The sequence below is a fragment of the bacterium genome, assembly GCA_019695335.1.
Taxonomy (GTDB): domain Bacteria; phylum CLD3; class CLD3; order SB21; family SB21; genus JABWBZ01.
In genome coordinates this window covers 1-24462 of the sequence record JAIBAF010000031.1, presented here as the reverse complement: position 1 = coordinate 24462, position 24462 = coordinate 1, and the positions used below count along the sequence as shown (strand labels likewise).

Sequence of the window (24462 nt, the reverse complement as noted above, 5' to 3'; positions counted from 1 at the left end):
AAATCCTCCGATGTAATAGCACGTTCAATTAACAGTTACAAAAGGTTTTATTTTATCGAACATTTTCTTTCCGATGCCTTTGACACGTTGCAGATCGTTGACCGACGTGAATGGACCGTGCAGATTGCGGTAGTCGACGATACGCGCGGCTAATTTTGGACCGACACGCGGAAGCGAAGCAAGTTCCTGCACATTCGCTTCATTGATATTGATCGTCCTTACAGGCGAATCGCCGGATTCAGCGATCAAAGAATCGATCGTTTCCGCAGTTGCGCCCGATGCCAAGATCATCCGTATCGTATCGGCTCGGTTTTTCCATACCAGTTGCAGCGAATCTTTCACCGCTAAAGCGGTAATACTGTCCACCAAACTGTCGTGTTGGCCGGAAGCGACTTTAAATTTTGCCAGCTCTTCTTCGCCGGAATCGGTCACGCGTTTTGGCGGGACCAATGAACCAATCAGCGTGATGACCAATAGTAAAAGAACAAAATGCGTTTCCTGGCGCGTTAAACCGAAATTGCTAAAGAAACGAATAACTCGTTCAGACCAATTCTTCATTCTCCCTCAACCGTAAACCCCAAAGACAGACAAAACTTAATTACTAAATGCTTCCTTCACTTTTTTAAAAAAACTTTTTTCTTCATCGGCTGAAGGTTTAAAATGTTCACTTTTCATCATTTCATTCAGCATCTGGCGTTCGTGCTCACTCACACGCGCCGGCGTGTAGACGGCAATGCGAACGAGTTGATCGCCGGACCCGTTACCGTTGAGATGCGGGATACCTTTGCCGCGCAGGCGCAAAATTTTTCCAGATTGAATTCCAGGTGGTATGGTCAATTTGACTCGCCCGACCAGCGTGGGTACTTCGACATCATCACCCAATACTGCTTGTGGAAAGCTGATGGCATAGTCAAGTAAAACATCATCGCCATGACGTTCAAAAATTTCGTCTTCTTTTTCTTCGATAATAACGATCACGTCGCCGGGTTGCCCGCCAAATTGCGCCGCGTGGCCTTGCCCACGAAGCGGAATATAATTGCCTGTAGTTACACCCGGAGGAACTTTCACATTGATCGTCGTTTCACCTTGTATCACGCCATCGCCTTGACAATCCGGGCACGGTTTACTCACGACGGTTCCTTGACCCTCACAATTGCGGCAAGTCGTAATATTGACAAATTGTCCGAAAACGGAACGTGAAACTTGTTTGACTTGTCCGCTTCCTCCGCACACACTGCAGGTATTGCGCTGTGATCCCGGAGCTCCGCCGGTACCCGAGCAGGTATCGCACGGTTTGCGTTTTTTCAGTTTGATCTTCTTCGATACGCCTTCAGCAATTTCCTGAAGCGTCAGCTTCAGCCGTACTTCCACGTCAGCACCACGTGCCTGACGGGATGAACGCTGTCCACTGCCAAAAAAATCAAATCCTCCAAAACCTTGAAATATATCGCTGAAATGCGAAAAGATATCATTGATGTCCGTAAATCCCTGATCGCCCATTCCCCGCAAACCGTCATGACCAAATCGATCGTAATTGGCGCGTTTTTGATCATCGCTCAGTACGGAGTATGCTTCAGCTACTTCTTTGAATTTTTCTTCCGCCGGTTTGTCACCGGGATTCCGGTCGGGATGATATTGCATCGCAAGTTTACGGTATGCTTTCTTAATATCCTCCAAAGAACTGTTTTTACTGACGCCTAATATTTCGTAATAATCGCGTTTAGTCATAAGTGAAAATTCATCAATCCGGTTTTATTTAAAAGCGAGAAAATATAGGGATTGAACCCTAATTTAGCAATAAAATTATTGAGAACTTGCACTTACGCGAACGGATTTACAAACCCAGTTGTTCAGCCTTGTCTTGCATGGCTGCAATCACAAATCCTATATGTTCATCCAAATCGACGCCCAATTCTTCCGCGCCTTTGGTAATATCATCCCGGTTGACTTTCGCCGCAAAACCTTTGTCCTTCATTTTTTTTCTGACCGATTTAACCTCGACCTCTTTTACAGTTTTATTGGGACGCACGTATGACACTGCAGTAATAAACCCGCAAAGTTCGTCGCAAGCAAACAAAGTTTTTTCCAATTTCGTTTCGCGCATAACCCCGGTATAATCGGCATGCGACATAATCGCACGGCAGATGAATTCAGGATATCCTTTTTCTTTTAAAATCGTATTGCCCTTGTAAGGATGCCCCTCGGGATCGACCGGATCGGGAAATTTTTCGTAATCGAAGTCATGCAAAAGGGCGGTAATGCCCCACGATTCTTCGTCCTCGCCGAATTTTTTTGCATAGGCCCGTACGGCACACTCCACGGCCAACGCATGTTTCCGTAAGCTTTCACCTTGGGTATATTCGCATAATAAATCCCATGCATCATTCCGTGTCATACTTAGCCTCCATTATGCTTATAATAATCAACACCGGATGCAATATCTTGACTTCCATTTCTTATTTCAATAACCTTTTAAGGGCACGAAAGTGAAAACCATGCTGGCTGACATTATTCTCATCATTCATTTTTTGTTTGTTGGATTTGTAGTAACCGGCTTGCTATTGATTTTCATTGGCGCCGGGTGCCGGTGGAAATGGATTCGCAATTTCTGGTTCCGGATTCTTCATTTGAGTGCGATCGGATTGGTGGCCGGTGAATCGCTGTTCGGAATCGTCTGCCCACTGACGGCTTGGGAGAATCAACTACGTTCGGCAAACGGCGGCGCTTATCAAACCAGTTTTATCCAGCATTGGGTTCATAAAATTATTTTTTATAACGCGCCGGAATATGTATTTACGATTATTTATGTACTCTTTACGTTGATCGTCATAGCAACGTTAATATGGATCAGACCGGGCCGCCCATTTCGATCCGCTAAACTTTGATCACCTTGTATCCAGCCGCTTTACGCAAACGATTCATAATCGCATGTCCCGTGCCTTTCTCAGGAATACCCTCCGCAAGAATTAACTCAACTCCGAGCCTGTCCATCGCCCGCAACGCTTTGAAAAGATTACGGGCAATCCGGTTATTGTCGGAACCGACAAACTGGATCAAACCGTATCGATAGCTGTTTGAATGTTGAGTCGTAATAACGCCGGTCTTTTCATTTTTTTTCTTACTCAAGATCGATTGAATTTTTTTGGCTATATTTTCCTTTTTTCCTTCGATAATGATAAGTTTCGCTTTCGGTGCGTAATGCTTGTATTTCATACCGGGCGATTTGGGGCGTTCAGAATTGTTTTGCGCTATTTTTACTTTCCCGATGGTTGAGCGCAACTGCTCGATAGAAATACTGCCCGGGCGTAAGAGCGTCGGTACTTTTCCGCTGACATCCACTACGGTGGATTCAATGCCATAATAAGTACTTCCTCCGTCGATTGCACAGTCGATTTTCTCTGCGAGATCTTCCAACACATCTTCAATTGTCGTCGGGCTTGGCCGCCCGCTGACATTGGCCGATGGCGCCGCAAGAGGAAACCCCGATTCGCGGATAAGCGATAAGATAATTTTATTTTTGGGCATACGGACTGCAACGGTCGGAAGTCCGGCGGAAGTTACTTCTGGAATCGCCGCCGATTTTTTGAAAACGATCGTCAAAGGCCCAGGCCAATATTTTTTCATCAGCACCGCGGCTGCTGCCGGAATTTCTGCAACCAATTCTTTTATTTTTTTTCTAGAGGCAATGTGTACAATAACCGGATTATCCTGCGGGCGACCTTTGACTTTGAATATTTTTTTAACGGCTTTTGGATTTAACGCATTGGCCGCCAGCCCGTATACCGTTTCAGTCGGTACGGCAACCAATCCGCCGGCCTTCAATATTCTAGATGCTTTTCGAATATTTTTTTTTTTAAAAGGATGCGTGATAAGGATCGTTTTCATTCAAATACAATTCAACATGCTTATTTATTTCACTTTCACAATCACAACGGTAATGTCGTCATGTTGCTCGACGCCGTAACAAAATGTGTTTACTTCATCAACAATCGTATTCAAAAGTTCTGCAGAAGTTTGATCTTTTTTCATTTGAACAAGTTCATACAAGTGCTCCTCACCGAATTCATCGTGACGGTCATTCATCGCTTCGGTAACGCCGTCGGTGTAAAAAATATAAGTATTGCCCGCATCCAGCACTGTTGTTTCTTCTTCCAGATTTTTTTCAAACATTTCACCCGGTACAAGTCCGACACCGAGACCTTTACAGCGGATCAGTTTTAACATGCCTTCGTGCATGGCAATCGCCGGATTGTGGCCGGCGCGGCAAATCGTCATCGTACGTTTTTTAAGATCGATCACTCCGACGATCATGGTAACGAACGACTGGCGTTCCATTCCGTGATACATCCATTGATTGACCTCAATGAGAATTTCACGCGGCGATTTGTAAAGCCTGCTCGCAATTTGAATCATGCCCTGAATTTTTGACATGTATAGCGCGGCAGAAACGCCTTTGCCTGAAACGTCGCCTACAGCGATCATAAAACGATGGTCATCCAGTTTGATATAATCGAAATAATCTCCCCCAACGGACAACGCAGGTAATGACACGCCGGCAATATCCAACCCGGGAATTTCCGGGCTTCGCGCAGGAAGCAATGACTGCTGGATACGTCGCGCAACGTTCAGTTCATTTTCAAGTTTTGCTTTTTCCAATTCTTCTTTGATCAGGCGTGCATTTTCAATAGCAATCCCTGCTTGACTCGCTACCGTTGTGAGCAAGTCCATATCTTCTTGAGCAAATGGTTTTTCAGAAAGCTTCGGACCCATTAACAAAACGCCGATCAATGAATTTTGCTTGACCATTGGAACGGCCAGTACGATTTTACATGCACTAATCGTCAATTTTTCCTGACCGGGTACTGGCAGTTCGGCAAGGTTAACGGGATCGAGCAGTTGAGGCCGTTTTGTTTTAGCCAGTTGTTCAATCAGACCACCCGGACAACATTCGAGATCACATTGAGCTTCAGCAATTCCGTGCTGAATATAATTGGACGGTTTGATTGCATGGTCGGCATAAAGCGCAATGGCCATCGATTCGATGTGCATTGTACTGGTAACGGTATAGATAACTTTTTGTAAAATTTCGTCCAATTGCGTCAAATGTGGCAATTCCTGTGAAAAATCCAGTAACGCTTTTTGGTAATTATATCGTTCCCGGAAAAAGCGCTTATCGACAACGGTTTGGATGCGTTCTTTCATAGGCGCAAAAACAAATGCCGCGATCAGTAAAACGCCAAATTGCAAATATGGATTTTGCGAACCGCCGCCAATAATACCCTGCACGGCATATCCCATGATCAAAAGGATCGCGAGATAAACAACCGCCACGCCGGCCGTCGTTGCAGCATACACAAGGCTCTTTTTAATGATAACGTCGATATCCATCGTACGATAGCGGAATATCGAATAACCAAACGACAACGGAATCAGCGCCACTATGCCAACGGGCGTCAGCGCTTCGGGATAATTAATAAAAACGGCGCGCCCAACGTTCGGAACGATCAACAAATACAAAAATCCACTAAAGCCCAAGGTTGTTCCGATCAAAATACTTTTTAGAGGTTTGCGTTGTTTCGGATCTTTGAGTTTGAAATAACTGCGGCAGAACAATCCGAAGCCGGTACCCATCATTGAAAAAAATATAAAAACGGAAAGGATTCCGTTAGCTTTCATGATTACACCGACAATGAAATACACAATATTGAGGAAAGAGAAAACATAGATGGATGGAATTAGCCATCGGCTGGTTTTGGACGATAAGCGTTCGTTAGGAAAGACCAGAAAAAAGTGGATAAACAGAGCTGGAAATAAAATATATCCGACGATCACATTGATTATCCAAAACAGTGAGCCGTTATAATTCACACCGACAGCAGCACCTCCAAGAATAAAAAGCAATGCACCAAACATCGACATTTTAAAAAACAACGATGGAACACGGTCGCCCGGCCTCGCTGTTCCTACCATCCATCCTACCAACAGAAAACCGAATCCAAGTAAAGCAAACCCGAAATAAAGCGTATTCATCGTCATGACTATCTGTAACGGCAATCGTAATTTTTGATCGTTACGCACAACAGTATAAATCAATGTATCTTCGGGCCTTGCTTTATTAAGAATCTGCGACGCATGACCTGTTGAGCGCAACAGCGTATCATTGATAGCGATCAGAATATCGCCATCTTTCAATCCGGCGCGATCGGAAACACCGCCTTCTAAAATTTCCCGAATCACGATATGTTTCCCTTGATCGGTTTTTTCTTCCGACCATAAACATTGGTCGTTCGGCGTTCGTTTCATGATAAATGCGTCGACAAAATAATATATACCGGTTGCGCCGACGTAGAACACAATCGCGATGTAAACTGCTTTTAAGATTTTCGTGCGATTCATAAATTTTCCTATATATCAATAAATGATTGGAAACGTTGGAGAATCGGCAAGCTCTCGACTAAAGGCATGGACGGAACGCCCATGGCATCATCGACATAATCTGAAGTGCGCATACCGTTGAGCACGCAAGATACACCATCCAACTGCGCAAGCAACGCCATAGCTATCCGGCTTAGTGATGCAGAACTTTCAGGATAACCGGCCCGGTAAAGATTCGTACGAATCCGGTCGGAAACCGGCTGATTCGCTGTATACAAAAATTTTTCAATCCCTTCAAGCGTTTCATTAATCGTCCGTATAAAACGATTCTGCCAATCGTTCCATTGCGGGTGGACGTTGTGCAGTTCAGCCCCATGCCGTATCCACTGAGTGACCGGTGGAACGATGTACTGATCCATTACGCCGTTCCAGTAATCCGGCGACGGGAGATCGAGCGCAATATATTTTAAATAAGCGGCCAGTCCTTCACCCTGCTGCCCGAATGCTTCACTGCCGAATGTGTGAACACACTCTTCTTCAACAACTTTTAATGGTTGAAGTAATTCAACAAGGAAATTCTCATCGGGCTTTTTCTGTCCTGCTTTGACATAATCGGCGAGCCGGTAAAGTTTTCCCTGGTAAAACGCATTCAGCGGGCGATTGAGCAATACGCCGATTCCGTTTTTTTTGCAAAATTGTAAAACCGATTGTCCGTCGTGAGTCGGATAAAGCGCGCCGCCGGACTCATACACATTCATCGGCAATTGAATTACTTTGAAATGGTGGTTGCCCAACAATTGTGCTTGTTCGAGCGCTCGTTTGACGCTTGTTCGGGCACGGTCTTTTTCATGCAAACCGAAATTATTCGAGCTGATACCATAATAACGAATACGGCCCGATTGAACCTCGGTTTCCAAATACTGAAATGCCGTGTGAATTCGCCGGTAAAATTCATCCAAAACGGATTCCGTGATCGGCTGAGTTTGCGACGCATGATTGATAAAATATTCGGGATTGTGAAGAAGAAATACGTCGCAATGATCCAATTGCAGCCGGCGAAGTGAGCGGTCGATCTGCGTTTTCAAAAATTCCGGATGAATGCAATGCCACAATCCGTCGCCGTATTTCACCACTTCGGGAAAATCCATTTCCTGAGCCAGCCGCATATTTTGTCCCTGAATATATCCGCCTTTGGTAACGACCACAACCTGTGAACGGTCGAAACGCTTGAGGAGTTTACCGACCAAAATTTCAGATAAACCATCCCCGTAATTGGCGCTGGTATCGATGAGGTTACCGCCGAGATTCAGGTATTTTTGTAAAGCTTCTTCATGCGCCGGGTTGCCGTCGGCAATACGATAACACCCGAATCCCATAATATGACAGGTATAGCCGGTTGTGCCTAGCGAGCGAAAAGCGGGGTGTGCATTCATGACTTTTACCGGTGAGGATTTCTATGAAGGTCGGAAAAAAGATGAAGATTGGCAATCGTAATATTTTATTGAATACTACGGGCTGCTCTCGGACGACGCATGATTGATCGCATCGAGGGATTTGAATTGGTATCCTTGCTTTTTTAAATCCTGGATAACCTGATCGAGAGCATCCGCATTGTCTTTGGAAGTTGCATGCAACAGCATGATCGCGCCGTCTCGGATGCCTTTTATGATTTTATTATAGGCGAATTGTTTGCCCCGAAGATTGTGTGCATCCCAGTCGTCGTATGCAAAACTCCAGAATACGGTCCGGTAACCCAGCGATGAAACGATCGCGAGCGAACGTTCGCTGTATTCGCCGCTTGGCGGACGAAAGTACGTCATCTTCTGCTCGAAAAGATCATAATACATCCGTTCAAGTTCGAGCACTTCTTCTTTGGTTGATTCGTAATCCAGTTTAGGCAGGCTCTGGTGATTGGCGGAATGATTCCCGATAATATGCCCTTCATCGAGCATGCGTGCGACGAGTTCATGATTGTTTTTTAAATAATAGCCGGTAATAAAAAAAGTCGCTTTCACGTCGTTGGTTTTCAAAACATCAAGAATAGTCGACGTGTTACCGTTTTCATAACCGCAATCAAACGTGAGATAGAGATTTTTTTCTGCACGGGGATCTTCGTAAATTGCATTATATTGCGCAAGCATTTTGTCCATCGATTTGGTAATATCCGATTTTCGCCAGCCCCATCCGGTCAATTTGCCATTGAGTAATTTGAGTTTGGCTACTTCTGCAAGCACAGTCGAATCGGCCGCCGGTTGCAATTGTTTTAAATGGCTTTTTTCCAGCCATGCGGCGTACGTATCAATGCCCTCAGCCATTGCTTCAGCAATATTATCTTTTTCGAATACGATTTTCCGCATGTCCTGTTCGTTGCTGGCAAATCCGATTTCGATAAGCACGGCAACCGGGTTTTCACGCAGCAATTTATAATCACGTTCAACAATACCCTGGCTGTAAAAGCCTTTGCCGTGAATATCCATAATTTGCCGCATACTGCCTTGAATACATTCGGCTAATTTTCGGCTTTTCGAATTCCTTTTTTCGGCGATATAAATCTCAGTTCCGCGAATACCTTTATATTCGAAATTATTCCAATGCAAGCTGACGCAAATAACTTCTTTTTTATTGTCTTTCCCGAAATTTTGAATTCTTTTCATGCGCCCGAAGATCGACATCGTCGAATCCCCGACGGCTTCTTTCGTTTTAAAAACATTTTGATAACCGAGTGCCTTTAACTTTTTCTCCAGCAGAACGCCGTAATCCCACATAACGTCGCGTTCGTAATACGTCTCGCCATCCAAAATCGCGCTGGAGCCTTTGTCCTGCAACCAGCCGCCGCCATGCCCCGGGTCGATGACGATGACGTAATTCTCATTGGTGTACAGAACGTGCGAAGGAGTCGTTTCCGTATATCTTTTTAATTTCAACGCAATACGGCGTATGATTTCTGCAAAACGGCCGGCATGTGTTTCAAGCGATTCCGTACGCAAGCTATCCTGCAATGTATCGGCTTGCGCCTGGCCGTTTTTATTCCCATCGTTCTGTGAAAAAACCGAAACCGTCCACAGAATCATGATCAAAAATACCGGTGCTTTCAAGAGGTATACTTTCAATTATAATGCAGTTGAATCGGAATGGGATAATAACTCCCGAATTTTCTCAATAAGTAAAGGATCGCGCAAGGCGGCAATAGCTTTTATGAATTCCTGTGGAGCGCCTTTCAGCGCCATCTCCTGGATAAACGAATTGATCAGCGATGTACGCCCAAAGCCGTCCATCGCAATCACGGCGCGGATAAAATTGCCGATTTTTTCATCTTCACCGGCTACGCGGATCAGATTGACGAATACTTCATCTGCAGGTATGGACTTATCATTCATATCGGTTCTGCCAAAAGTTCTCGCACATACTTATCCATTTTGCCGTCCGATCCAAAAATTTTATACCGCACAAAACCTTTTCGGTCAATCAAAATTGCCGACGGCGTTCCACCCAGATTGTACATGTCAAACGTCTCCGCAACATAATCCTGATGCAAAACATAATCGCGGATACGTAAACGTACACGCATTTGTTCGCCGTAACTGAGACGTTCGAAATTAGGAATTTCGTGTTCGATAATTTGAGCGATTTTGGAATCGACATGTTCCGAGTCGTGCGCGATCACATGGTCCATCGCTACCGGAAATGGAATAGTATAACGTAATCGATTTCCTTCAAGCCAGTCGCGGTTTTGGAGTATACGCAAAGGTTCACCGATGACTTCACCTGTCTTGACCAGTTTTTTCAGGTTATCTGTAGTGTTTTTGTCGAAATCTTCGAATGCGGTCGCCAGCCCGATCGCTTCCAATCCTTCTTTATGATGTTTGGCGTACACTTCGATCGCTTCCGGCAATCCGTAAACGAAACAACCCGGACAATTTACCTGGAAAACTTCAACCAGAATAACCTTTCCACGTAATTGATCGAGATTGGTTTCCGGTCCCTGAACCCATTCTGAGATTTTTAAATTCGGAGCAGCGTCGCCGATTTGAACCATGTCAAAAATCTTGTTTTTGCAATTTATTTAATTTTTCCCAAAGCCGTTTTCAATTTCGGCACCATTGTTTCAATGTCGTTGAGCGAGACGGCTCCGACGGACAACCGAAACCAACCCGACTGTTCCGCATGCGCAAAGGCTTGAAAGGGAACGACTGCAACTTGCGCTTCGTGGAGAAGATACTGGCGGATTTCTTCGTTACTTGTAAACACGCCGCCGCCGGGCTTGTTTTTTCCGATCAGATTGAATTGTGCTGTCAGATAAATCGCGCCCATGGGTTCGATAGCGTCGACCGCCAATCCGGCCGATTTCATGGCCATGAGGTTGTTATACAAAAGTTCAAGACGCGACTGCACACCCGCTTTCATGGTCTGGTGATACTGGATAATTTCGCCGCTGCGCAAGAGAAGCTCTGAACTGGCAAGCTGCTCTGCCCGCGGCGCCCAGGCTCCGACGTGGCCGAGAATTGCGGACATCCGCTCGATCACGTCCTGCGGTCCGACGCTCCATCCGACACGCACGCCTGTTGCTGCAAACGATTTCGAAATTGCATCCACAAAGATCACGTACGGCGCTATTTCAGGCCGCAAGGAAACCGGATTATAATGATCCGTTTTTCCAAACGTCAGCATCCAGTAAACCTGATCGTACATAACATATAAAGGTTTCACGCCTTTACCGCGCCGGCGATTTTCTTCGAGCACCAGATCGCAAATACCTTCCAGCACGTCCCGTGTGAACGCCGTACCGGTCGGATTCAGAGGTGAATTAAGCGAAAGAAGAACGGCGTCTTTGATCGCATCTTTCAATAGATCGCGTGTCGGCAAAAACGAGGTTTTGATCGAACATGGAACAGCTACGCCTTTCGCTCCGACCATGTGCACGTAATGATTATTATTCCATGACGGCGTCGGATAAACGACTTTTTCACCCGGATCGACGACGGCGCGATAAATGCCATAAATTACCGGGCGGGCGCCACCCGTAACTATAATCGATTTCTCGGGATATTGAAGATGAAGCCATTCCGAATAAAATTGCTGAACGGCCTTGCGCAGTTCCATCACGCCGTCGGACGGAGGATAGTTCGTCTGACCTTTCTGGTATTGCCGCGTAATATCTTTTTCCAGGAACTCCGGAATACGAAATTCCGACGGATTAAAATCGCCGACGGTAAGATTACAAACTTTTTGTCCGTCCGCAACCATGGCGCGTATGTCAGCGGCAATTTTCAATATTTCCGATCCTACAAGCCCGCCGGCCATACCTGAAACACGTATATCATGTTCATTTGAAAAAAATTTCTGTACGTCGATTTTTTCCGTCAAGAAAACCTCCGTTGATTCTAAACAAAACTTTGATCTTAGTGTGGTGGAAAGCGACAGAAATATAAAAAAAAATGCCGCAAATGCTAATAAAAAGTAACGGAGCCTTATGCAGGATTGATTGACTGGGGTCAGCGCCTCATCGTCATTTCTCGATAAACTCGAAATGACACCCGGATTTAAGTACGTTGCAAATCAGCCAGGGCTCTGCGTTCTCTGAGAACTCTGGTGTAAATAAAAAAGGCGGATCGCCCTGTTTGCGAATCCGCCCTTTGTACCATGGAGAGGAGAAACTTAATCGTCATTGTGCCATTTGAAACGTTTCATCATTTTATCTTTCCCGAAAGATTTTCCCATAAACGGCATCCGCATTTGATCGAGTTTGTCGCGTTGTTCTTTGGTTAAAATGTTACGCGTGTCAATCCGCGCGTTGATCCGATTGATTTTGATCTGCGTTTTCAATGATTCGATTTCTTTCACTTTGGCCGCAATCTGATCTTTGTTAGGACTATCCGAATCAACTAATTCTTTCAGATCGATGCGTTTCAGTTCAATCTGGCTTTTGATAGGAATATTAAGCTTCTGCAATTCGCTGTGAATTTTTTTGATTTTGTCCCGTTGTTCTTTAGTCAGATTCACATCGTCCTGTACTTTTTGAATCATATCGCCGGCCACGAAGCCGCCGCCGAATCCGGGTGTTTTGAAAGCCATGACATTAGGTATGCCGGCAACAAAGTCACCTTCATCGACCGGCGCCTCAAAAAACGGAAATTCAATCATCACGTCGGCCATCAATTCATTGCGAATCATTTCCATGCTTTCATCGACGCTTGCATCGTCTTCTAACATTTCATCGGGAACTTCCTGCGCTTTTAAATTCGGTAGTGCCAGCGCCAATCCCATCAAAGCCAAAGTCAAAAGTTTCATAAGTTTCATGGTGGTGTCCTTTTTCTTAATGAATCTCTCTTTTCTGATTAAAACCGGTTTTTAGTATTCGGAAGATTAGACGAGGGTTATTGAAAGCGGTTTAAAAAATTTTAAGTTTTTTAAATTTTACGGTTTACGGACGATAAGTCATTCCAACGAAAAAACCGTTGCTGTCATGCGATGGGTTTCGCTCGGCGCCTTTGCTATTTCCATTCGATACGTGTGTGTGACGGATCGCAATAATGATCGCAATTCTCTGGCTAAAATCAATTTCAGACCCAATTCCATAACGCGTCGTCCCATTCCAATGGGTCCCAAGCCGTGCATCACGATCCGTTGGCTTAGGAAAGAAATCGGCGAAATACATTAAACCTGCTCCGGAGTCAAAAAATAAACGCCATTGTTTTTGGTTTACCGGGTAAAACCTTGCAAAAGATCTGATACCAACCCCCGTTGTGGAATTAAAATCATCGTAAGGAAAATAAGCATCCAGATCGATGCCAATTGACATCCATTTTCGAAGCCGTATTTCGATGCCTGAATTGTTTTGAATCAGATTTGTGTGAGGATATTTGTAGCCGTGTGACCAGCCGGTTTCATTGTAAAATGAGATGCGCCGATCCAAAGTGGTGTCTTTCTGTGTCAGCCAGACGCATAAACCAACCGCAAGAGCCGGAATAAGAAATCCATTCCGGGTATGTAGTTCAATCGGCTTAAACCCCAGCGGATTATCATACCAATGGTCGCCATAGGCGAATGATTGTGCGTACAATTGATTTCCAGTAAACAGAATTACAAAAAGTAGAATTTTTTTCATAATACCTTACAAACGTGATTTTTAAAAAAGCATTGGACGGACAGATGCTTCGTGGGTTTAATGAAGTTAATATTAAAGTGTTTTGAGGTATTCGATAATGGCTTTTCGTTCTTCTTCCGAAAGTCCGTCACCGAATGTGTGGCCGTGATTGGAATAACCCCGGCGGCGGGTATCATACGTCGATGATCCGTGCGATTCGTCAACTTTTTTATAGATCCAGCCAATATTTGTCGAGTCATATTGTGGCTTTTTTCGATCGAGCTCCCATAATTTTGGGCGTAACGAACTATTCAGCACAGCCGCGAGATTCGGCACTGAACCATTGTGAAAGTACGGAGCCGATGCCCATACACCGTCCAGCGGCGGCGCGACATAACCTTCTTCGGGTATCAATTTCGCCGCCGGCTCGCCTTGACCAAACCAGCTTTGATTGAACCACTTGGGGAAATCAGATATCGTTTTCCAATATTCGGCGTAGTACGGATCGGTTTCGACACGTTTCAGCGGAATGATCTTATTCGGGTATTCGCCATCCCATCCGTAACTGCCGTGGCATTTACGGCACTCGCGCTCGAAATAATCTTTACCGATTTCCGCCAATTCCTGATCGATGGTATATGGCCATTTTGGAGGTTTGAGCGATTCGATCCATGCCGCAACATCGGCAAATTTCTGCCAGATTTTTTTCGCCTCGACGGTATCGCGAATGCCGATCATTCCTGCCTGCATCAACAGCTTTCGAAAATCTCCTGTACCTTGGCCATTATAGTATAAACGTTTTTTCTTTTTCACATTCCACAGCGGCGGAATGTCCGAAACGGGCACGGGAAGGGTGTCATTAATTGAAAATACCGGGTTTTCGTTATAGGTCAAATCCGCATTTCGGTGTGCAGCAGCGGCTTCTTCGATGCGAAATGCCGGATTAGGGCCGGCACATTGGGTGACTATTTTCGATGCAAACGCCTTTTGATAACGCCACGATTCGATAAAAGATTTATACTCCAGGCTCGATTCACTGAGAAATTCTGCGATCTTTGCGCGTTTTTCTTCAAAGTTAGTAGTGTTCTTTTGTGACCAATCGGTAAACGGATTTCCTAATCCGGTTTCAAGTTTTCCGTCATGCACGGTTGCGTGGCAGGTAAAACAACTACCGCTGACGACCCACACGCCGTTCGCGTCACGAAAAACATTTTGAGTCAGTCCGATGCTTTTTTTGAAGGCGTTAAGAGTAACGGTATCATCATCAGAAGGTTCAGGTAATCCTAAAACTTTCAGAGGCGTACCCGCCGCGATGTAATCGCCGTAATACAAATATTCCAGCCCCTTTGCAGGATCGCCGCCCACAGAACGATTGGTAATCCAATCACCTGAGTCGGAGCAGGAAATGAAAAAAAAGGAAAAAATTAAAATTAGAAACAAATTCCGCGTCATTACCGGTTCCTCTTGGAAAGAGTCACTCTGAGCTTGTCTCAGAGTATGTTATATTCAAGGGCATTGGCTTTACAAACCCGAACCGAGTTCGGGTGACAACCATCGAACACTAATTGTCCTTATCCGCCATCTCGATCAATTGCTGAATCGTTTTTAAATTCCGAGTGGTAGCCGAGACTTTCAATTTATTCTCGAAAAAATTATTATTCATTTTAGCATTGCCATAGCCATTCGGTGAGAAAAAATAAATAGTTTTATTCTTCAGGACAAATTCTTCCTGAGGGTAGCTGATCCCATCGAGTTTTTTGACATGTTCGGATAGAGGCTCTTTAGCAAGAAAGGTCACATACATTCGATCCTTATCTTTTTTGGGATCTTTTAGAAACGGACTGGATTTTAAAATACCTTGAAGCTCAGAGGGTGTACGAATAATTACAGGAACGTCAAAATCAAAATCTTTTCTGATTTGTTTTTCGATCATCGATTCCAATTTTTCTGAATCGGATTGATTGCATTCAAAAACAACGTTTCCACTTTGGATATACGTCTGAACGTTTTTGAATTTTAAAGCTTCGAACGTTTTTTTCAGATCGGCCATCGGAACTTTTTTCTGGCCGCTGACATTGATTCCGCGAAGTAAAGCGATATAAGTAGACATAGTAAAAGATTTCTTTAATTTCTTAATTAACCATTGTACAGTTTATCCTACGGATCCCAATTCCATTTTATCTTTATATTCCGTTTCGAATTTCTTCCGGACACCGGCATTTTGGGCGTGACGCAATTGCGGATCGGTTTTGACTAATTCAAACGCCGCCGTACGCGCCAGCTTCATAATATCCTGATCGTAGAGGATATGCGCCAGTTTTAATTCAGGAATACCCGATTGTTTGGTTCCGAAAAATTCTCCCGGCCCGCGTAGCTTCAAATCCTCTTCCGCGATACGGAAGCCGTCCGTGGTCTCTTCCATAATTTTCAGGCGGTGTTCCGTCTCGTCCATCAGGCGATCCTTACCGACGAGCAGAATACAATACGACTGTTCGCCGCCGCGTCCGACACGCCCGCGCAATTGGTGCAGCTGCGTCAAACCAAATCGCTCGGCATGTTCGATCAGCATGATCGTCGAATTAGGAACATTCACACCAACCTCGATCACCGTCGTGCTGACGAGAACATCCAGTTTCTGATTTTTGAACTGCGTCATGATCTCTTGTTTCTCCGCGCTTTTCATTTTCCCGTGAAGCAACCCAAGCCGCAGATCGGAAAAAGTTTTCGCCGACAGTTTTTCATAAGCCTCCGTCGCCGCTTTAAGATCGGTTTTTTCGCTCGCTTCGATGAGCGGATATACAATATAACATTGCCGGCCTTTTTTAACTTCGTCGCGAATAAATTGATAAATTTTTTCCCGCGCATCTTCGCGCCGCAAAGCGGTTTTGATCGGTTTCCGCCCGGTGGGTAATTCACCGATGATCGAAATATCCAGATCGCCGTAGAGCGACATCGCCAGCGTGCGGGGAATCGGCGTCGCGGTCATAACCAGTACGTCGGGATTAAATCCTTTTTCCACGGATTTTTTCCGCATCTCGGCGCGCTGCATGACGCCGAAACGATGCTGTTCGTCGATGACGATCAAACCGAGTTTATCAAAATCGACGTGTTCCTGGAAAATCGCGTGCGTACCGACGACAATGTCCGCCTGATGAGTTTGTATGTCATGCAGAATTTTCTCACGCTCGGACTTTTTCTGGCCGCCCTTTATTAAAACAACGTTCACATTCATGCCCCACAAATATTCCTGCAAAACATAGTAATGCTGTTCGGCCAGAATTTCCGTCGGCGCCATGAATGCGGTTTGAAATCCGTTTTCGACGGCGATCAGCATGGTCATGATGGCAACAATCGTCTTGCCGCTGCCAACGTCGCCCTGAATCAACCGGTTCATCGGATGAACCGATTTCATATCCGCCCGAATTTCCCGCATCACGTTTTTTTGCGCTTCGGTGAGTTGGAACGGCAATTGATCGATCAATTCTTTTGTTTTGTCGCCGATTTTTTCAAAAACGATTCCTTTTTGCGTGGCATGGATCTGCGATTTACGATAGGCCATCAGCAATTGAAGAAAAAATAATTCTTCGAATTTGATACGTTCCTGTGCTTTGTGAAGGCTGTCGTGCGTAAGCGGAAAATGAATTTGGCGATACGTGGCGGCGCGATTGAGTAATTTATAACTTTCACGCATTTCCAACGGTAAAGATTCTTCGATCTCGTCCGTCAGATCGAGCAACGGTTTGATCAGGCGGCGAAATCCGCGACTATCGAACCACTTGCGCCTCAGTGCTTCGCTCGACGGATACACCGGAATGATCGCGCCGGTATGAAGAAAATTTTCGTCATCCTCACCGCTCAGGCGGTCGAATTCAGGATGTGTGATCTGGCGCTCGCGTCCGTAAAAATCGACTTTGCCATAGACGGCCAGCACTTCGCCGATTTCAAACGCTTTTTCATAATATTGCGCACCTTGAAACCAAATCAGGTTGATGCTGCCTGTATCGTCACTCAGGATTAACCGAAAACGCGAGCCCCGGCCGGATTTATTTTTGATGAGACCGAAGTTTTCAACGCGACCGACGACCGTGGCCGCTTCATCCACACGCAACTGACGGATCAAACTGATATTCGTCCGGTCCAGATAGCGGCGAGGAAAATAATTCAACAAGTCCCAAACCGTGAAAATCCCGATTTCATTCAACGTCTCCGAACGTTTGGGACCGATGCCGGATAAAAATTTTACATCGCTTTGTAAATTAGGCTTCATAATTCAATGACACGCCGATGACACTATCGAACGGATTTTTCTGTGTAATCAAAGATTTACACAAAATATTATGATTTTTTAATATTCAAAATACAAATTGACTTCCCGCCTTTAATCTTTATATATTCTCTCCAGCACAACACAGACCCGGCAGACCCGATCTTGATTTCCAAAGATTACAAAGTTCTAGTCGTTGACGACGAGGACGAAGTGCGTGAAATGATTCGCCGTATCTTACGCTTTTCTAATTATCAGGTAATTGAAGCGCGTGATGGCGATGAAGGCCTTCAAAAAGCCGTCAATGAAAAACCCGACCTGATTACGCTCGACATCATGATGCCGGGCAAGGATGGATTTCGTCTATGCGCAGAACTCAAGCAGCATGCGGCTACGAAACATATTCCTGTCGTAGTTTTGACGGTTGCCGGAAGCCGTAAAAAGGCAATGACTGCCGGCGCTGATTATTATATGAACAAGCTTTTTTCTATCGATGAATTCGTCAAAGTGATCAATAAGCTGGTGGGACGCCATCCGTCCGAACAACCTTCCGCGTGAATCAATCGGTTTTTAATTTTATTGAAGACATTTTCAACACTTCTGACTTTTCTAAAATTTTCACATCACTCTTTCGAATTTCAAACGGCCTGATCTGCACCAAATCATACCGCTCCAATTGATCGAAGGCTGAATTACTTTCAGAATCGTCCCGGTTATTTTTGACAAATTCCTTCCTCCCAAGATCGTTGCACAAAAAAATTCTCTTCCGGCCTTTTTCTTTAAATAATTCACTCACGACACGGAATTGATTTTCATAGTCACGCCCATTCAAAAAATCGGACAAATGCCGGTCTGTTTGCGTTAACACAACATACGAAAATTTCAGCGACTTTTTGATATTGCCGATCAACTCATCTATCACTTCGATGAATGCCGGTCTTTCCCACGTCCAGTCGTGATGACACCAATCGTTGTCGTTCTGCAGTGCCGGACACATTTTTTTTGTAAAACACGGTGCGTACACTGACCATGACTTCTCGACGGCACGATCACGAAAATTTAATAGTACCCGAGATGTCTCTAATAAGGCAGGTTCGATCAGAATGACAAAACCGTCATACGCCAAATGTTTCTGCAAATTTGACAGAACATTTTCACGCCCTTCATCGGACAGTTCATTCAAAAAATTTGCACCAATAATAAGGTCGTAACGTTCTTCAATATTCAATATTCTTTCAAGGTCGTACGTTTGGCAGCGAAGCGTATGAGGAAACTTAAACGAACGAAAATCGGTTTCAAATTCTTTTAATGATTCGGCCGATTGATCGATAGCAGTAAAATCAATTTGTGTGTGTGGGTGATATTGCTGAAACCAAAATGCGCTGCCGTAAACCAATGTTCCGGTACCTGTTCCAAGGTCGAGAATTTTAATGTTTTTTTTATTTTCAAAAAAACCGGAATGTGAAATTTCATCCAAAGGAAAATGAATTTTCAGGAGATTACATGAGGAAAAATATAACAGGTACGCCTGGCGAAAAGCAGGTTGATTAAGGTAGACGCTGTTAGTAAAATCTTTTCTGAATTTAGGCCGGCTGAGTTGTTCTGAAAGAAGACGAATCGTTTGAGAGACTGGCTTAAGAGCGTTGGTTTTAGGCGACATAAGATCGATCATAAACCGGCGTTCAAGAAACGCGATAAAATCCAATGGGAGCGCCGGGGTTTTATTCATAGCCGACTGCTTACTTGATGATAAATCGCCTGCGTTCAATGAGATTTAATCACGTCCACGCCCATATATTGACGTAACGCTTTCGGAACGATCACCGTGCCTTCATCGGTTTGATAATTTTCGATGATGGCCGAAACAATGCGCGGTAACGCCAGTCCCGAACCATTGAGCGTGTGGACGTATTCGGGTTTTTCATTACCCGACTTGAATTTAATGTTCATTCTCCGTGCCTGGAATGCTTCGAAATTGCTGCACGAGGAAACTTCCAACCAACGTTGCTGACCGGCCGACCATACTTCCAGATCGTATTTTTTAGTTTGCGTAAAACCCATGTCTCCTTTGCACATCAACAAAACACGGTATGGCAATTCCAAAAGCTGTAAAAGTTTTTCCGCATCAGTACGAAGACTTTCCAATTCGTCGTACGATTGATCGGGATGAACGAATTTTACCAATTCTACTTTATCAAATTGATGCAATCGATTGAGGCCGCGGACGTCTTTGCCGTACGAGCCCGCTTCGCGGCGAAAACACGGCGTGTAAGCGGCGTACTTGATCGGCAATTGTTCAACTTTCAAAACGGAATGACGGTGAATATTTGTCACAGGTACTTCTGCGGTCGGAATTAAATAAAATTCGTCGCGCGTGACGACGTACATCTGATCTTCTTTGTCGGGCAATTGTCCGGTGCCAGTCGCGCTGTCGGCATTGACGACGATCGGCGGCTGAATTTCTTTGTAACCATTGACAGCGGCCTGATCGAGGAAAAAATTGATCAACGCACGCTGCAACTGCGCACCGTAGCCTTTGTATACGGGAAATCCCGAACCGGCAATTTTTGCTCCGGTTACAAAATCAATCAGATCGAGATTTTGCGTAATGTCCCAATGCGGCTTCATTTCAAAATCGGTTTTCGGCGCTTCGCCCCACGTAAAAATAGTCTGGTTGTCTTCAGGAGTCGAACCGTCGGGTACAGACGGATGCGGAACGTTAGGTACCGTAAGCAAAACCTGATTCAGGTTTTTTTCAACCAGCGCCAATTGTTCGTCCAGAATTTTAATATCATCACCGACTTTTTTCATTTCAGCAATCAATTCGTCCGCGTTTTCTTTGGCTTTTTTGCGGCGGGCAACTTCTTCCGACGCCTTATTACGTTTTGCTTTTAATTCTTCCACCTTCAGGATTAACGATTTGCGTTCATCATCGAATCGTATAATCGCGTCAAAATCTGCTTCAAATCTTTTGTCTTTGGCCGCTTTTTTGACGAGTTCCAGATTTTCGCGTATGAATTTGAGTTCCAGCATAACTTCCTTCTTAAAATAATTTTAGAATGGCCAAACATAAAGAATTAACCGAAGAAATGCAATAATTGCAAAATAGCAAGATTCCTTAAGTTTTGCGCTAACCGAGCATTTATTTTTCGATTAAAGAACCATTACACACTAAGGGATTTTTTATGCGGGCATTAATTCTTTTATTTTTCACATTCAAACTTTTCGCGCAAAATCCGGTTGAACTGCCGACGACTCAACAAATTCCAAAGCTTGACGGCGTTTTGAATGATGATGTTTGGCAACAGGCTTTTACGATCAATGACTTTGTTCAACGTCTTCCGCATGAAGGTCAAACCCCGTCGGAAAAAACGGAAGTGTTTTTACTATACACGTCGACCGATTTATATGTGGGGGTAAAATGTTATGACAGCAAACCCGATCACATTGCCGCCACGGTCATGCAGCGTGATAATTTCGATCTGACGCAGAACGAACAATTTGTGATTGCGATCGATTCGTATAACGACGGCCGGAGCGGTTTTTGGTTTTCAACCAATCCGCTCGGCGTACGCGTCGATGCACAATTCAACAATGAAGGCGACGTATTTATTGTCGAATGGGACGGAATATGGGATGTTCAGGCGCATAGCGATAGCGACGGTTGGTCGGCTGAACTACGGATTCCATTTTCAACCTTGCGGTTTAAATCCGGCTCGGAAAATATCATGGGCATTAATCTTTATCGGCGGATCATCCGGACGAATGAACATCTTTTTTCTCCGCTCATTCCCTTGCAATATGCCAACGGCACTCCAAACGTTTCCATAGCGAGAAAATTTCTTTTCAAAAATATTGTTGGCAACAAACGCTGGTTTTTCAAACCAACGATCATAACGTCTCATGAAAAAAATTATATTCATCACGATTCAAAGGCATCCGGCGATCTTGGCCTGGATTTGACGTACGCTTTGAGCGATAACATGGTGACGACGATTACATACAACACGGATTTTTCTCAGGTCGAAGCCGATGACCGGCAGATCAATCTATCGCGATTTAATATTTTCATTCCCGAGAAACGCGATTTTTTTATTGAAAATTCGGCGTTATTTGCTTTTGGGTTGACGCAAGAGGCTGAAGTATTTTTCAGCCGCCGCATCGGGCTGGCCGCCGATACTTCAGGACAATTATTTACCGTTCCTATTCTTGCCGGCGGCAAAATGACCGGTAAGATCGGCCGGTTTGACATCGGCATCCTCAACGTGCAAACGCAAGATCGCCGTAATGTTCCTGATCAGAATTTTTCGGTCGTTCGGATGAAATATGAAATTTTGCCGCGATCGTATATCGGACTGATCGGCACGCGTAAAGATCCGGCCGAAGGCCGCACCAATTCTGTCGTTGGTATAGATGGCAATGTTTTTTTGAACGAAACCGTTGCCGTTTCGGCTTTTGCGGTGACATCGAAATCGGCTGTCGATGATCCCGGCTCTTCGATGTACAATGCTGCCATCTATCGCGGCGGTGAGCGCGAGGCGTTTAATTTTTCTGTCACCAGTATCGGAAGAAATTTTGACCCGCAAATGGGTTTCCTTGTACGTTCGGATACCCGTAAATGGTATGGCGACGTTAAATGGCCGGTTTATCTGAAACATCCTGTTTTGCGCCGTTTCGTGCCGGAATATGAAACTACATATTACGAAAATCCGCATGACCGGATTGAAAATTATTTTCATAAATTCAACTTCACGACAGAATTGGTTACGGACGATATTATATCGGTTTTTATCAAACGGAATTTTGAATACATCCCGTCAACGTTTCCGATTTTCCGTACGGTAGAAATTGAAAATGGAAACTATCATCAAACGTCAGGCGGTCTGTCGCTTTCTTCCAAACCCGGTCGCCGTTTGTCGGGAACATTATCGCTTAGCGGCGGCGGATTTTACGGCGGCTCATTTTATGAAATCGGAAGCTCCCTCTTATGGAAGTGGAATTACCACCTGACGTTGTCCCAGGATTATACGACAACGTTTGCTAAATTAGATAACGATGAATTCAGAACGCACATTGCTCAAACGCGGATCAATTACGCCTTTAATACGCGTTTTTTTATTGCTTCGCTGATTCAGTATGACAATGCCTCTAACGAACTAGGTTTTAATATCCGCGTTAATTATCTTCTTGAAGAAGGACGGGAATTATTCGTAGTTTATAATCACTTATTCGATCAGCACGGCGTAAAAAATGTTTACCTGAAAGAACCCGTCAACCGTTCATTAATATTAAAATTCAGTTATTTATTTTAGTGTATGACTCCATTGCAGTTAAAATTTCATCCGGTAACATCGTCCCGATGGAAAGACCTGGAAGATTTGTTTGGTGCGCGTGGGGCGTGCGGCGGATGCTGGTGTATGACGTGGCGGCTCGAAAGAGCGGTTTTTGAAAAGCAAAAAGGTCCGAGCAACAAACGGGCATTAAAAAAAATTGTCGACAAAGGCCCGCCGCCCGGCGTACTGGCGTATCACAAAGGTCAGGCCATTGGCTGGTGCGCGGTTGCGCCACGAAGTGTCTATCCGGCGCTGGAACGCTCCCGCGTGTTGAAACCGATTGACGATCAGCCGGTATGGTCGATTTCGTGTTTATTCGTCCGCAAAGAATTTCGCCGAAAAAATATTTCGATCGAATTACTCAAGGCCGCGGTCAATCTCGCCAAAAAACACGGTGCAAAAATTGTCGAAGGATACCCTCAGGAGCCGAAGAAAGATTTGCCTGATCCGTTTGTGTGGACCGGACTTACTCCGGCGTACCTTAAAGCCGGATTTGTGGAAGTCCATCGTTTTTCGCCTATTCGCCCAATCATGCGGTACGTGGTGTAAACTAACGATGCAGTGATCGCCGCAAAAAAAGCACAAAAAATAACCGGCCTTTGATTAAGCAGACTCACCAATTAAATAATTTTCTTTTGTGCCTTTTGTGGCTATAAGCGGGAAAATAAAAAACCCCGAAGAGAATATCTTCGGGGTTTGAAGCTTTAAGCTTGCTTAAGAATTACTTCTTAGCAGGCATCATATCCATGTGCATTTTACCGGCTTCTTCGATCGCAGTTTTAGCAGCCATATAATCGCCAGCAGTGGCTTTTTCTTTTGCTTCAGCTAATTTAGCTTTAGCATCAGCCATCATTTTGTCCATTTTGGCTTTGTCGTCTTTTTTCATCATGCCCATTTTCTTCATCATATCTTTTTCACCGGCAGTCCAAGCGGTTTCGAAATCGGCAATCATTTTTTCGACTTCAGCTTTCATGGCATTCATAGCATCCGGAGCGGCTTTAGCAGCAGCATCGAATTGTTTCGTGGCTTCCATGTATTTGGCTTTGGCTTTGTCGAATTCATTTTTCTTGACTAACTCAGCGCCTTCTTTCATCGCTTTGTCGCCAGCTTCATACATGTCTTTGGCATACATATCGGCTTTGGCTTCAACGGCTTTTTTCATCGCCATCGTCGCTTTGTCCATATCTTCTTTCGGAGGACCGCCGCAGCCGACCAACACGAAAGCGGTCAACGAAAGGGCCATTACGGATAATACGATTCGCTTTAACATCTTACTCTCCTTAGAGTTACTTCGATAAGGGATACAAACACACAAACCTACCTTACCGAATTGGGTTTTTAACTTAGTGTGTTTTGAGGGTTTAAAAACATTAATTTAGGGCTTAAATTCGTGCAAATATATAGTG

Annotated in this window: 22 protein-coding genes; 4 read left to right on the top strand and 18 right to left on the bottom strand. The window is 44.7% G+C overall.

The annotated features are described in order from the left end of the window. Positions 1 to 24: 24 nt before the first annotated feature. From K1X84_09535 to K1X84_09525, 3 genes are all read right to left on the bottom strand, one after another. Positions 25 to 558, bottom strand: coding sequence for a helix-hairpin-helix domain-containing protein (locus K1X84_09535; GenBank protein MBX7151868.1), 534 nt, complete (start codon positions 556 to 558; stop codon positions 25 to 27). A 36-nt stretch (positions 559 to 594) separates the two neighbouring features. Further along, positions 595 to 1728 (bottom strand): molecular chaperone DnaJ, encoded by a 1134-nt coding sequence (dnaJ, locus tag K1X84_09530; GenBank protein ID MBX7151867.1) that lies wholly within the window; start codon positions 1726 to 1728, stop codon positions 595 to 597. A 106-nt stretch (positions 1729 to 1834) separates the two neighbouring features. Further along, the gene (locus tag K1X84_09525; GenBank protein MBX7151866.1) at positions 1835 to 2395 is read right to left on the bottom strand and encodes an HDIG domain-containing protein; all 561 of its coding nucleotides are present in this window, start codon (positions 2393 to 2395) and stop codon (positions 1835 to 1837) included. 100 nt (positions 2396 to 2495) lie between these two features. Between K1X84_09525 and K1X84_09520 the strand changes: the two genes are divergently transcribed. Continuing rightward, complete coding sequence (locus K1X84_09520; GenBank protein ID MBX7151865.1) at positions 2496 to 2885, top strand: DUF2784 domain-containing protein; 390 nt, start codon at positions 2496 to 2498, stop codon at positions 2883 to 2885. Here K1X84_09520 and K1X84_09515 read toward each other — a convergent pair. The 12 genes from K1X84_09515 to recG form a co-directional block, all read right to left on the bottom strand. Next, a complete protein-coding gene (locus K1X84_09515) occupies positions 2875 to 3885 on the bottom strand; it encodes a threonylcarbamoyl-AMP synthase (protein MBX7151864.1) in 1011 nt (336 codons plus the stop codon). The genes K1X84_09520 and K1X84_09515 overlap by 11 nt on opposite strands. 24 nt (positions 3886 to 3909) lie before the next feature. Beyond that, a complete protein-coding gene (locus K1X84_09510) occupies positions 3910 to 6396 on the bottom strand; it encodes a SpoIIE family protein phosphatase (GenBank protein ID MBX7151863.1) in 2487 nt (828 codons plus the stop codon). A gap of 8 nt (positions 6397 to 6404) precedes the next feature. After that, positions 6405 to 7808 (bottom strand): aldo/keto reductase, encoded by a 1404-nt coding sequence (locus K1X84_09505; protein ID MBX7151862.1) that lies wholly within the window; start codon positions 7806 to 7808, stop codon positions 6405 to 6407. Positions 7809 to 7883: 75 nt separating this feature from the next. Then, entirely contained in the window at positions 7884 to 9446 is a 1563-nt protein-coding gene (locus tag K1X84_09500; protein ID MBX7151861.1) for a polysaccharide deacetylase family protein, read from the bottom strand. 39 nt (positions 9447 to 9485) lie between these two features. Beyond that, complete coding sequence (locus K1X84_09495) at positions 9486 to 9752, bottom strand: hypothetical protein (protein ID MBX7151860.1); 267 nt, start codon at positions 9750 to 9752, stop codon at positions 9486 to 9488. After that, positions 9749 to 10411, bottom strand: a complete 663-nt coding sequence (locus tag K1X84_09490; GenBank protein ID MBX7151859.1) for a redoxin domain-containing protein — start codon at positions 10409 to 10411, stop codon at positions 9749 to 9751. Before K1X84_09490 ends, K1X84_09495 begins: the two co-directional genes overlap by 4 nt. A 23-nt stretch (positions 10412 to 10434) precedes the next feature. Further along, positions 10435 to 11676, bottom strand: coding sequence for an aminotransferase class I/II-fold pyridoxal phosphate-dependent enzyme (locus K1X84_09485; protein MBX7151858.1), 1242 nt, complete (start codon positions 11674 to 11676; stop codon positions 10435 to 10437). Positions 11677 to 12030: 354 nt separating this feature from the next. Then, the gene (locus K1X84_09480; protein ID MBX7151857.1) at positions 12031 to 12672 is read right to left on the bottom strand and encodes a periplasmic heavy metal sensor; all 642 of its coding nucleotides are present in this window, start codon (positions 12670 to 12672) and stop codon (positions 12031 to 12033) included. Between the two features lie 124 nt (positions 12673 to 12796). After that, positions 12797 to 13480: an acyloxyacyl hydrolase gene (locus K1X84_09475; protein ID MBX7151856.1), complete on the bottom strand. Its 684-nt coding sequence runs from the start codon at positions 13478 to 13480 to the stop codon at positions 12797 to 12799. 72 nt (positions 13481 to 13552) lie between these two features. Continuing rightward, on the bottom strand, positions 13553 to 14911 hold the full coding sequence (locus tag K1X84_09470; GenBank protein MBX7151855.1) for a c-type cytochrome: 1359 nt from the start codon (positions 14909 to 14911) through the stop codon (positions 13553 to 13555). 109 nt (positions 14912 to 15020) lie between these two features. Next, positions 15021 to 15569 carry a DUF1697 domain-containing protein gene (locus tag K1X84_09465; GenBank protein ID MBX7151854.1) on the bottom strand — a complete coding sequence of 183 codons (549 nt, stop codon included), beginning with the start codon at positions 15567 to 15569 and terminating at the stop codon, positions 15021 to 15023. 42 nt (positions 15570 to 15611) lie between these two features. Further along, the gene (gene recG, locus K1X84_09460; GenBank protein ID MBX7151853.1) at positions 15612 to 17729 is read right to left on the bottom strand and encodes an ATP-dependent DNA helicase RecG; all 2118 of its coding nucleotides are present in this window, start codon (positions 17727 to 17729) and stop codon (positions 15612 to 15614) included. Between the two features lie 159 nt (positions 17730 to 17888). Here recG and K1X84_09455 point away from each other — a divergent pair, with 159 nt between their 5' ends. After that, positions 17889 to 18281: a response regulator transcription factor gene (locus tag K1X84_09455; GenBank protein ID MBX7151852.1), complete on the top strand. Its 393-nt coding sequence runs from the start codon at positions 17889 to 17891 to the stop codon at positions 18279 to 18281. A gap of 1 nt (position 18282) precedes the next feature. Here K1X84_09455 and K1X84_09450 read toward each other — a convergent pair whose 3' ends face one another. Both K1X84_09450 and serS read right to left on the bottom strand, forming a co-directional pair. Further along, positions 18283 to 19452, bottom strand: a complete 1170-nt coding sequence (locus K1X84_09450) for a small ribosomal subunit Rsm22 family protein (GenBank protein ID MBX7151851.1) — start codon at positions 19450 to 19452, stop codon at positions 18283 to 18285. Positions 19453 to 19487: 35 nt separating this feature from the next. Next, entirely contained in the window at positions 19488 to 20756 is a 1269-nt protein-coding gene (serS, locus tag K1X84_09445; GenBank protein MBX7151850.1) for a serine--tRNA ligase, read from the bottom strand. Between the two features lie 152 nt (positions 20757 to 20908). Here serS and K1X84_09440 point away from each other — a divergent pair, with 152 nt between their 5' ends. Together K1X84_09440 and K1X84_09435 are read left to right on the top strand one after the other, a co-directional pair. Beyond that, positions 20909 to 23035, top strand: a complete 2127-nt coding sequence (locus K1X84_09440) for a carbohydrate binding family 9 domain-containing protein (protein MBX7151849.1) — start codon at positions 20909 to 20911, stop codon at positions 23033 to 23035. A 3-nt stretch (positions 23036 to 23038) separates the two neighbouring features. Further along, a complete protein-coding gene (locus K1X84_09435; protein MBX7151848.1) occupies positions 23039 to 23605 on the top strand; it encodes a GNAT family N-acetyltransferase in 567 nt (188 codons plus the stop codon). 172 nt (positions 23606 to 23777) lie between these two features. On the opposite strand, the gene K1X84_09430 is transcribed toward K1X84_09435, so the two are convergent. Beyond that, complete coding sequence (locus K1X84_09430; protein ID MBX7151847.1) at positions 23778 to 24326, bottom strand: hypothetical protein; 549 nt, start codon at positions 24324 to 24326, stop codon at positions 23778 to 23780. Between the last annotated feature and the right edge of the window lie 136 nt (positions 24327 to 24462).

What these genes read in the sequence shown, in the direction of transcription:
- K1X84_09535 (MBX7151868.1), bottom strand. Translation starts at nt 558, where the DNA reads ATGAAGAATTGGTCTGAACGAGTTATTCGTTTCTTTAGCAATTTCGGT.
- dnaJ (MBX7151867.1), bottom strand. Translation starts at nt 1,728, where the DNA reads ATGACTAAACGCGATTATTACGAAATATTAGGCGTCAGTAAAAACAGT.
- K1X84_09525 (MBX7151866.1), bottom strand. Translation starts at nt 2,395, where the DNA reads ATGACACGGAATGATGCATGGGATTTATTATGCGAATATACCCAAGGT.
- K1X84_09520 (MBX7151865.1), top strand. Translation starts at nt 2,496, where the DNA reads ATGCTGGCTGACATTATTCTCATCATTCATTTTTTGTTTGTTGGATTT.
- K1X84_09515 (MBX7151864.1), bottom strand. Translation starts at nt 3,885, where the DNA reads ATGAAAACGATCCTTATCACGCATCCTTTTAAAAAAAAAAATATTCGA.
- K1X84_09510 (MBX7151863.1), bottom strand. Translation starts at nt 6,396, where the DNA reads ATGAATCGCACGAAAATCTTAAAAGCAGTTTACATCGCGATTGTGTTC.
- K1X84_09505 (MBX7151862.1), bottom strand. Translation starts at nt 7,808, where the DNA reads ATGAATGCACACCCCGCTTTTCGCTCGCTAGGCACAACCGGCTATACC.
- K1X84_09500 (MBX7151861.1), bottom strand. Translation starts at nt 9,446, where the DNA reads ATGATTCTGTGGACGGTTTCGGTTTTTTCACAGAACGATGGGAATAAA.
- K1X84_09495 (MBX7151860.1), bottom strand. Translation starts at nt 9,752, where the DNA reads ATGAATGATAAGTCCATACCTGCAGATGAAGTATTCGTCAATCTGATC.
- K1X84_09490 (MBX7151859.1), bottom strand. Translation starts at nt 10,411, where the DNA reads ATGGTTCAAATCGGCGACGCTGCTCCGAATTTAAAAATCTCAGAATGG.
- K1X84_09485 (MBX7151858.1), bottom strand. Translation starts at nt 11,676, where the DNA reads ATGGCCGGCGGGCTTGTAGGATCGGAAATATTGAAAATTGCCGCTGAC.
- K1X84_09480 (MBX7151857.1), bottom strand. Translation starts at nt 12,672, where the DNA reads ATGAAACTTATGAAACTTTTGACTTTGGCTTTGATGGGATTGGCGCTG.
- K1X84_09475 (MBX7151856.1), bottom strand. Translation starts at nt 13,480, where the DNA reads ATGAAAAAAATTCTACTTTTTGTAATTCTGTTTACTGGAAATCAATTG.
- K1X84_09470 (MBX7151855.1), bottom strand. Translation starts at nt 14,911, where the DNA reads ATGACGCGGAATTTGTTTCTAATTTTAATTTTTTCCTTTTTTTTCATT.
- K1X84_09465 (MBX7151854.1), bottom strand. Translation starts at nt 15,569, where the DNA reads ATGTCTACTTATATCGCTTTACTTCGCGGAATCAATGTCAGCGGCCAG.
- K1X84_09450 (MBX7151851.1), bottom strand. Translation starts at nt 19,452, where the DNA reads ATGAATAAAACCCCGGCGCTCCCATTGGATTTTATCGCGTTTCTTGAA.
- serS (MBX7151850.1), bottom strand. Translation starts at nt 20,756, where the DNA reads ATGCTGGAACTCAAATTCATACGCGAAAATCTGGAACTCGTCAAAAAA.
- K1X84_09440 (MBX7151849.1), top strand. Translation starts at nt 20,909, where the DNA reads ATGCGGGCATTAATTCTTTTATTTTTCACATTCAAACTTTTCGCGCAA.
- K1X84_09435 (MBX7151848.1), top strand. Translation starts at nt 23,039, where the DNA reads ATGACTCCATTGCAGTTAAAATTTCATCCGGTAACATCGTCCCGATGG.
- K1X84_09430 (MBX7151847.1), bottom strand. Translation starts at nt 24,326, where the DNA reads ATGTTAAAGCGAATCGTATTATCCGTAATGGCCCTTTCGTTGACCGCT.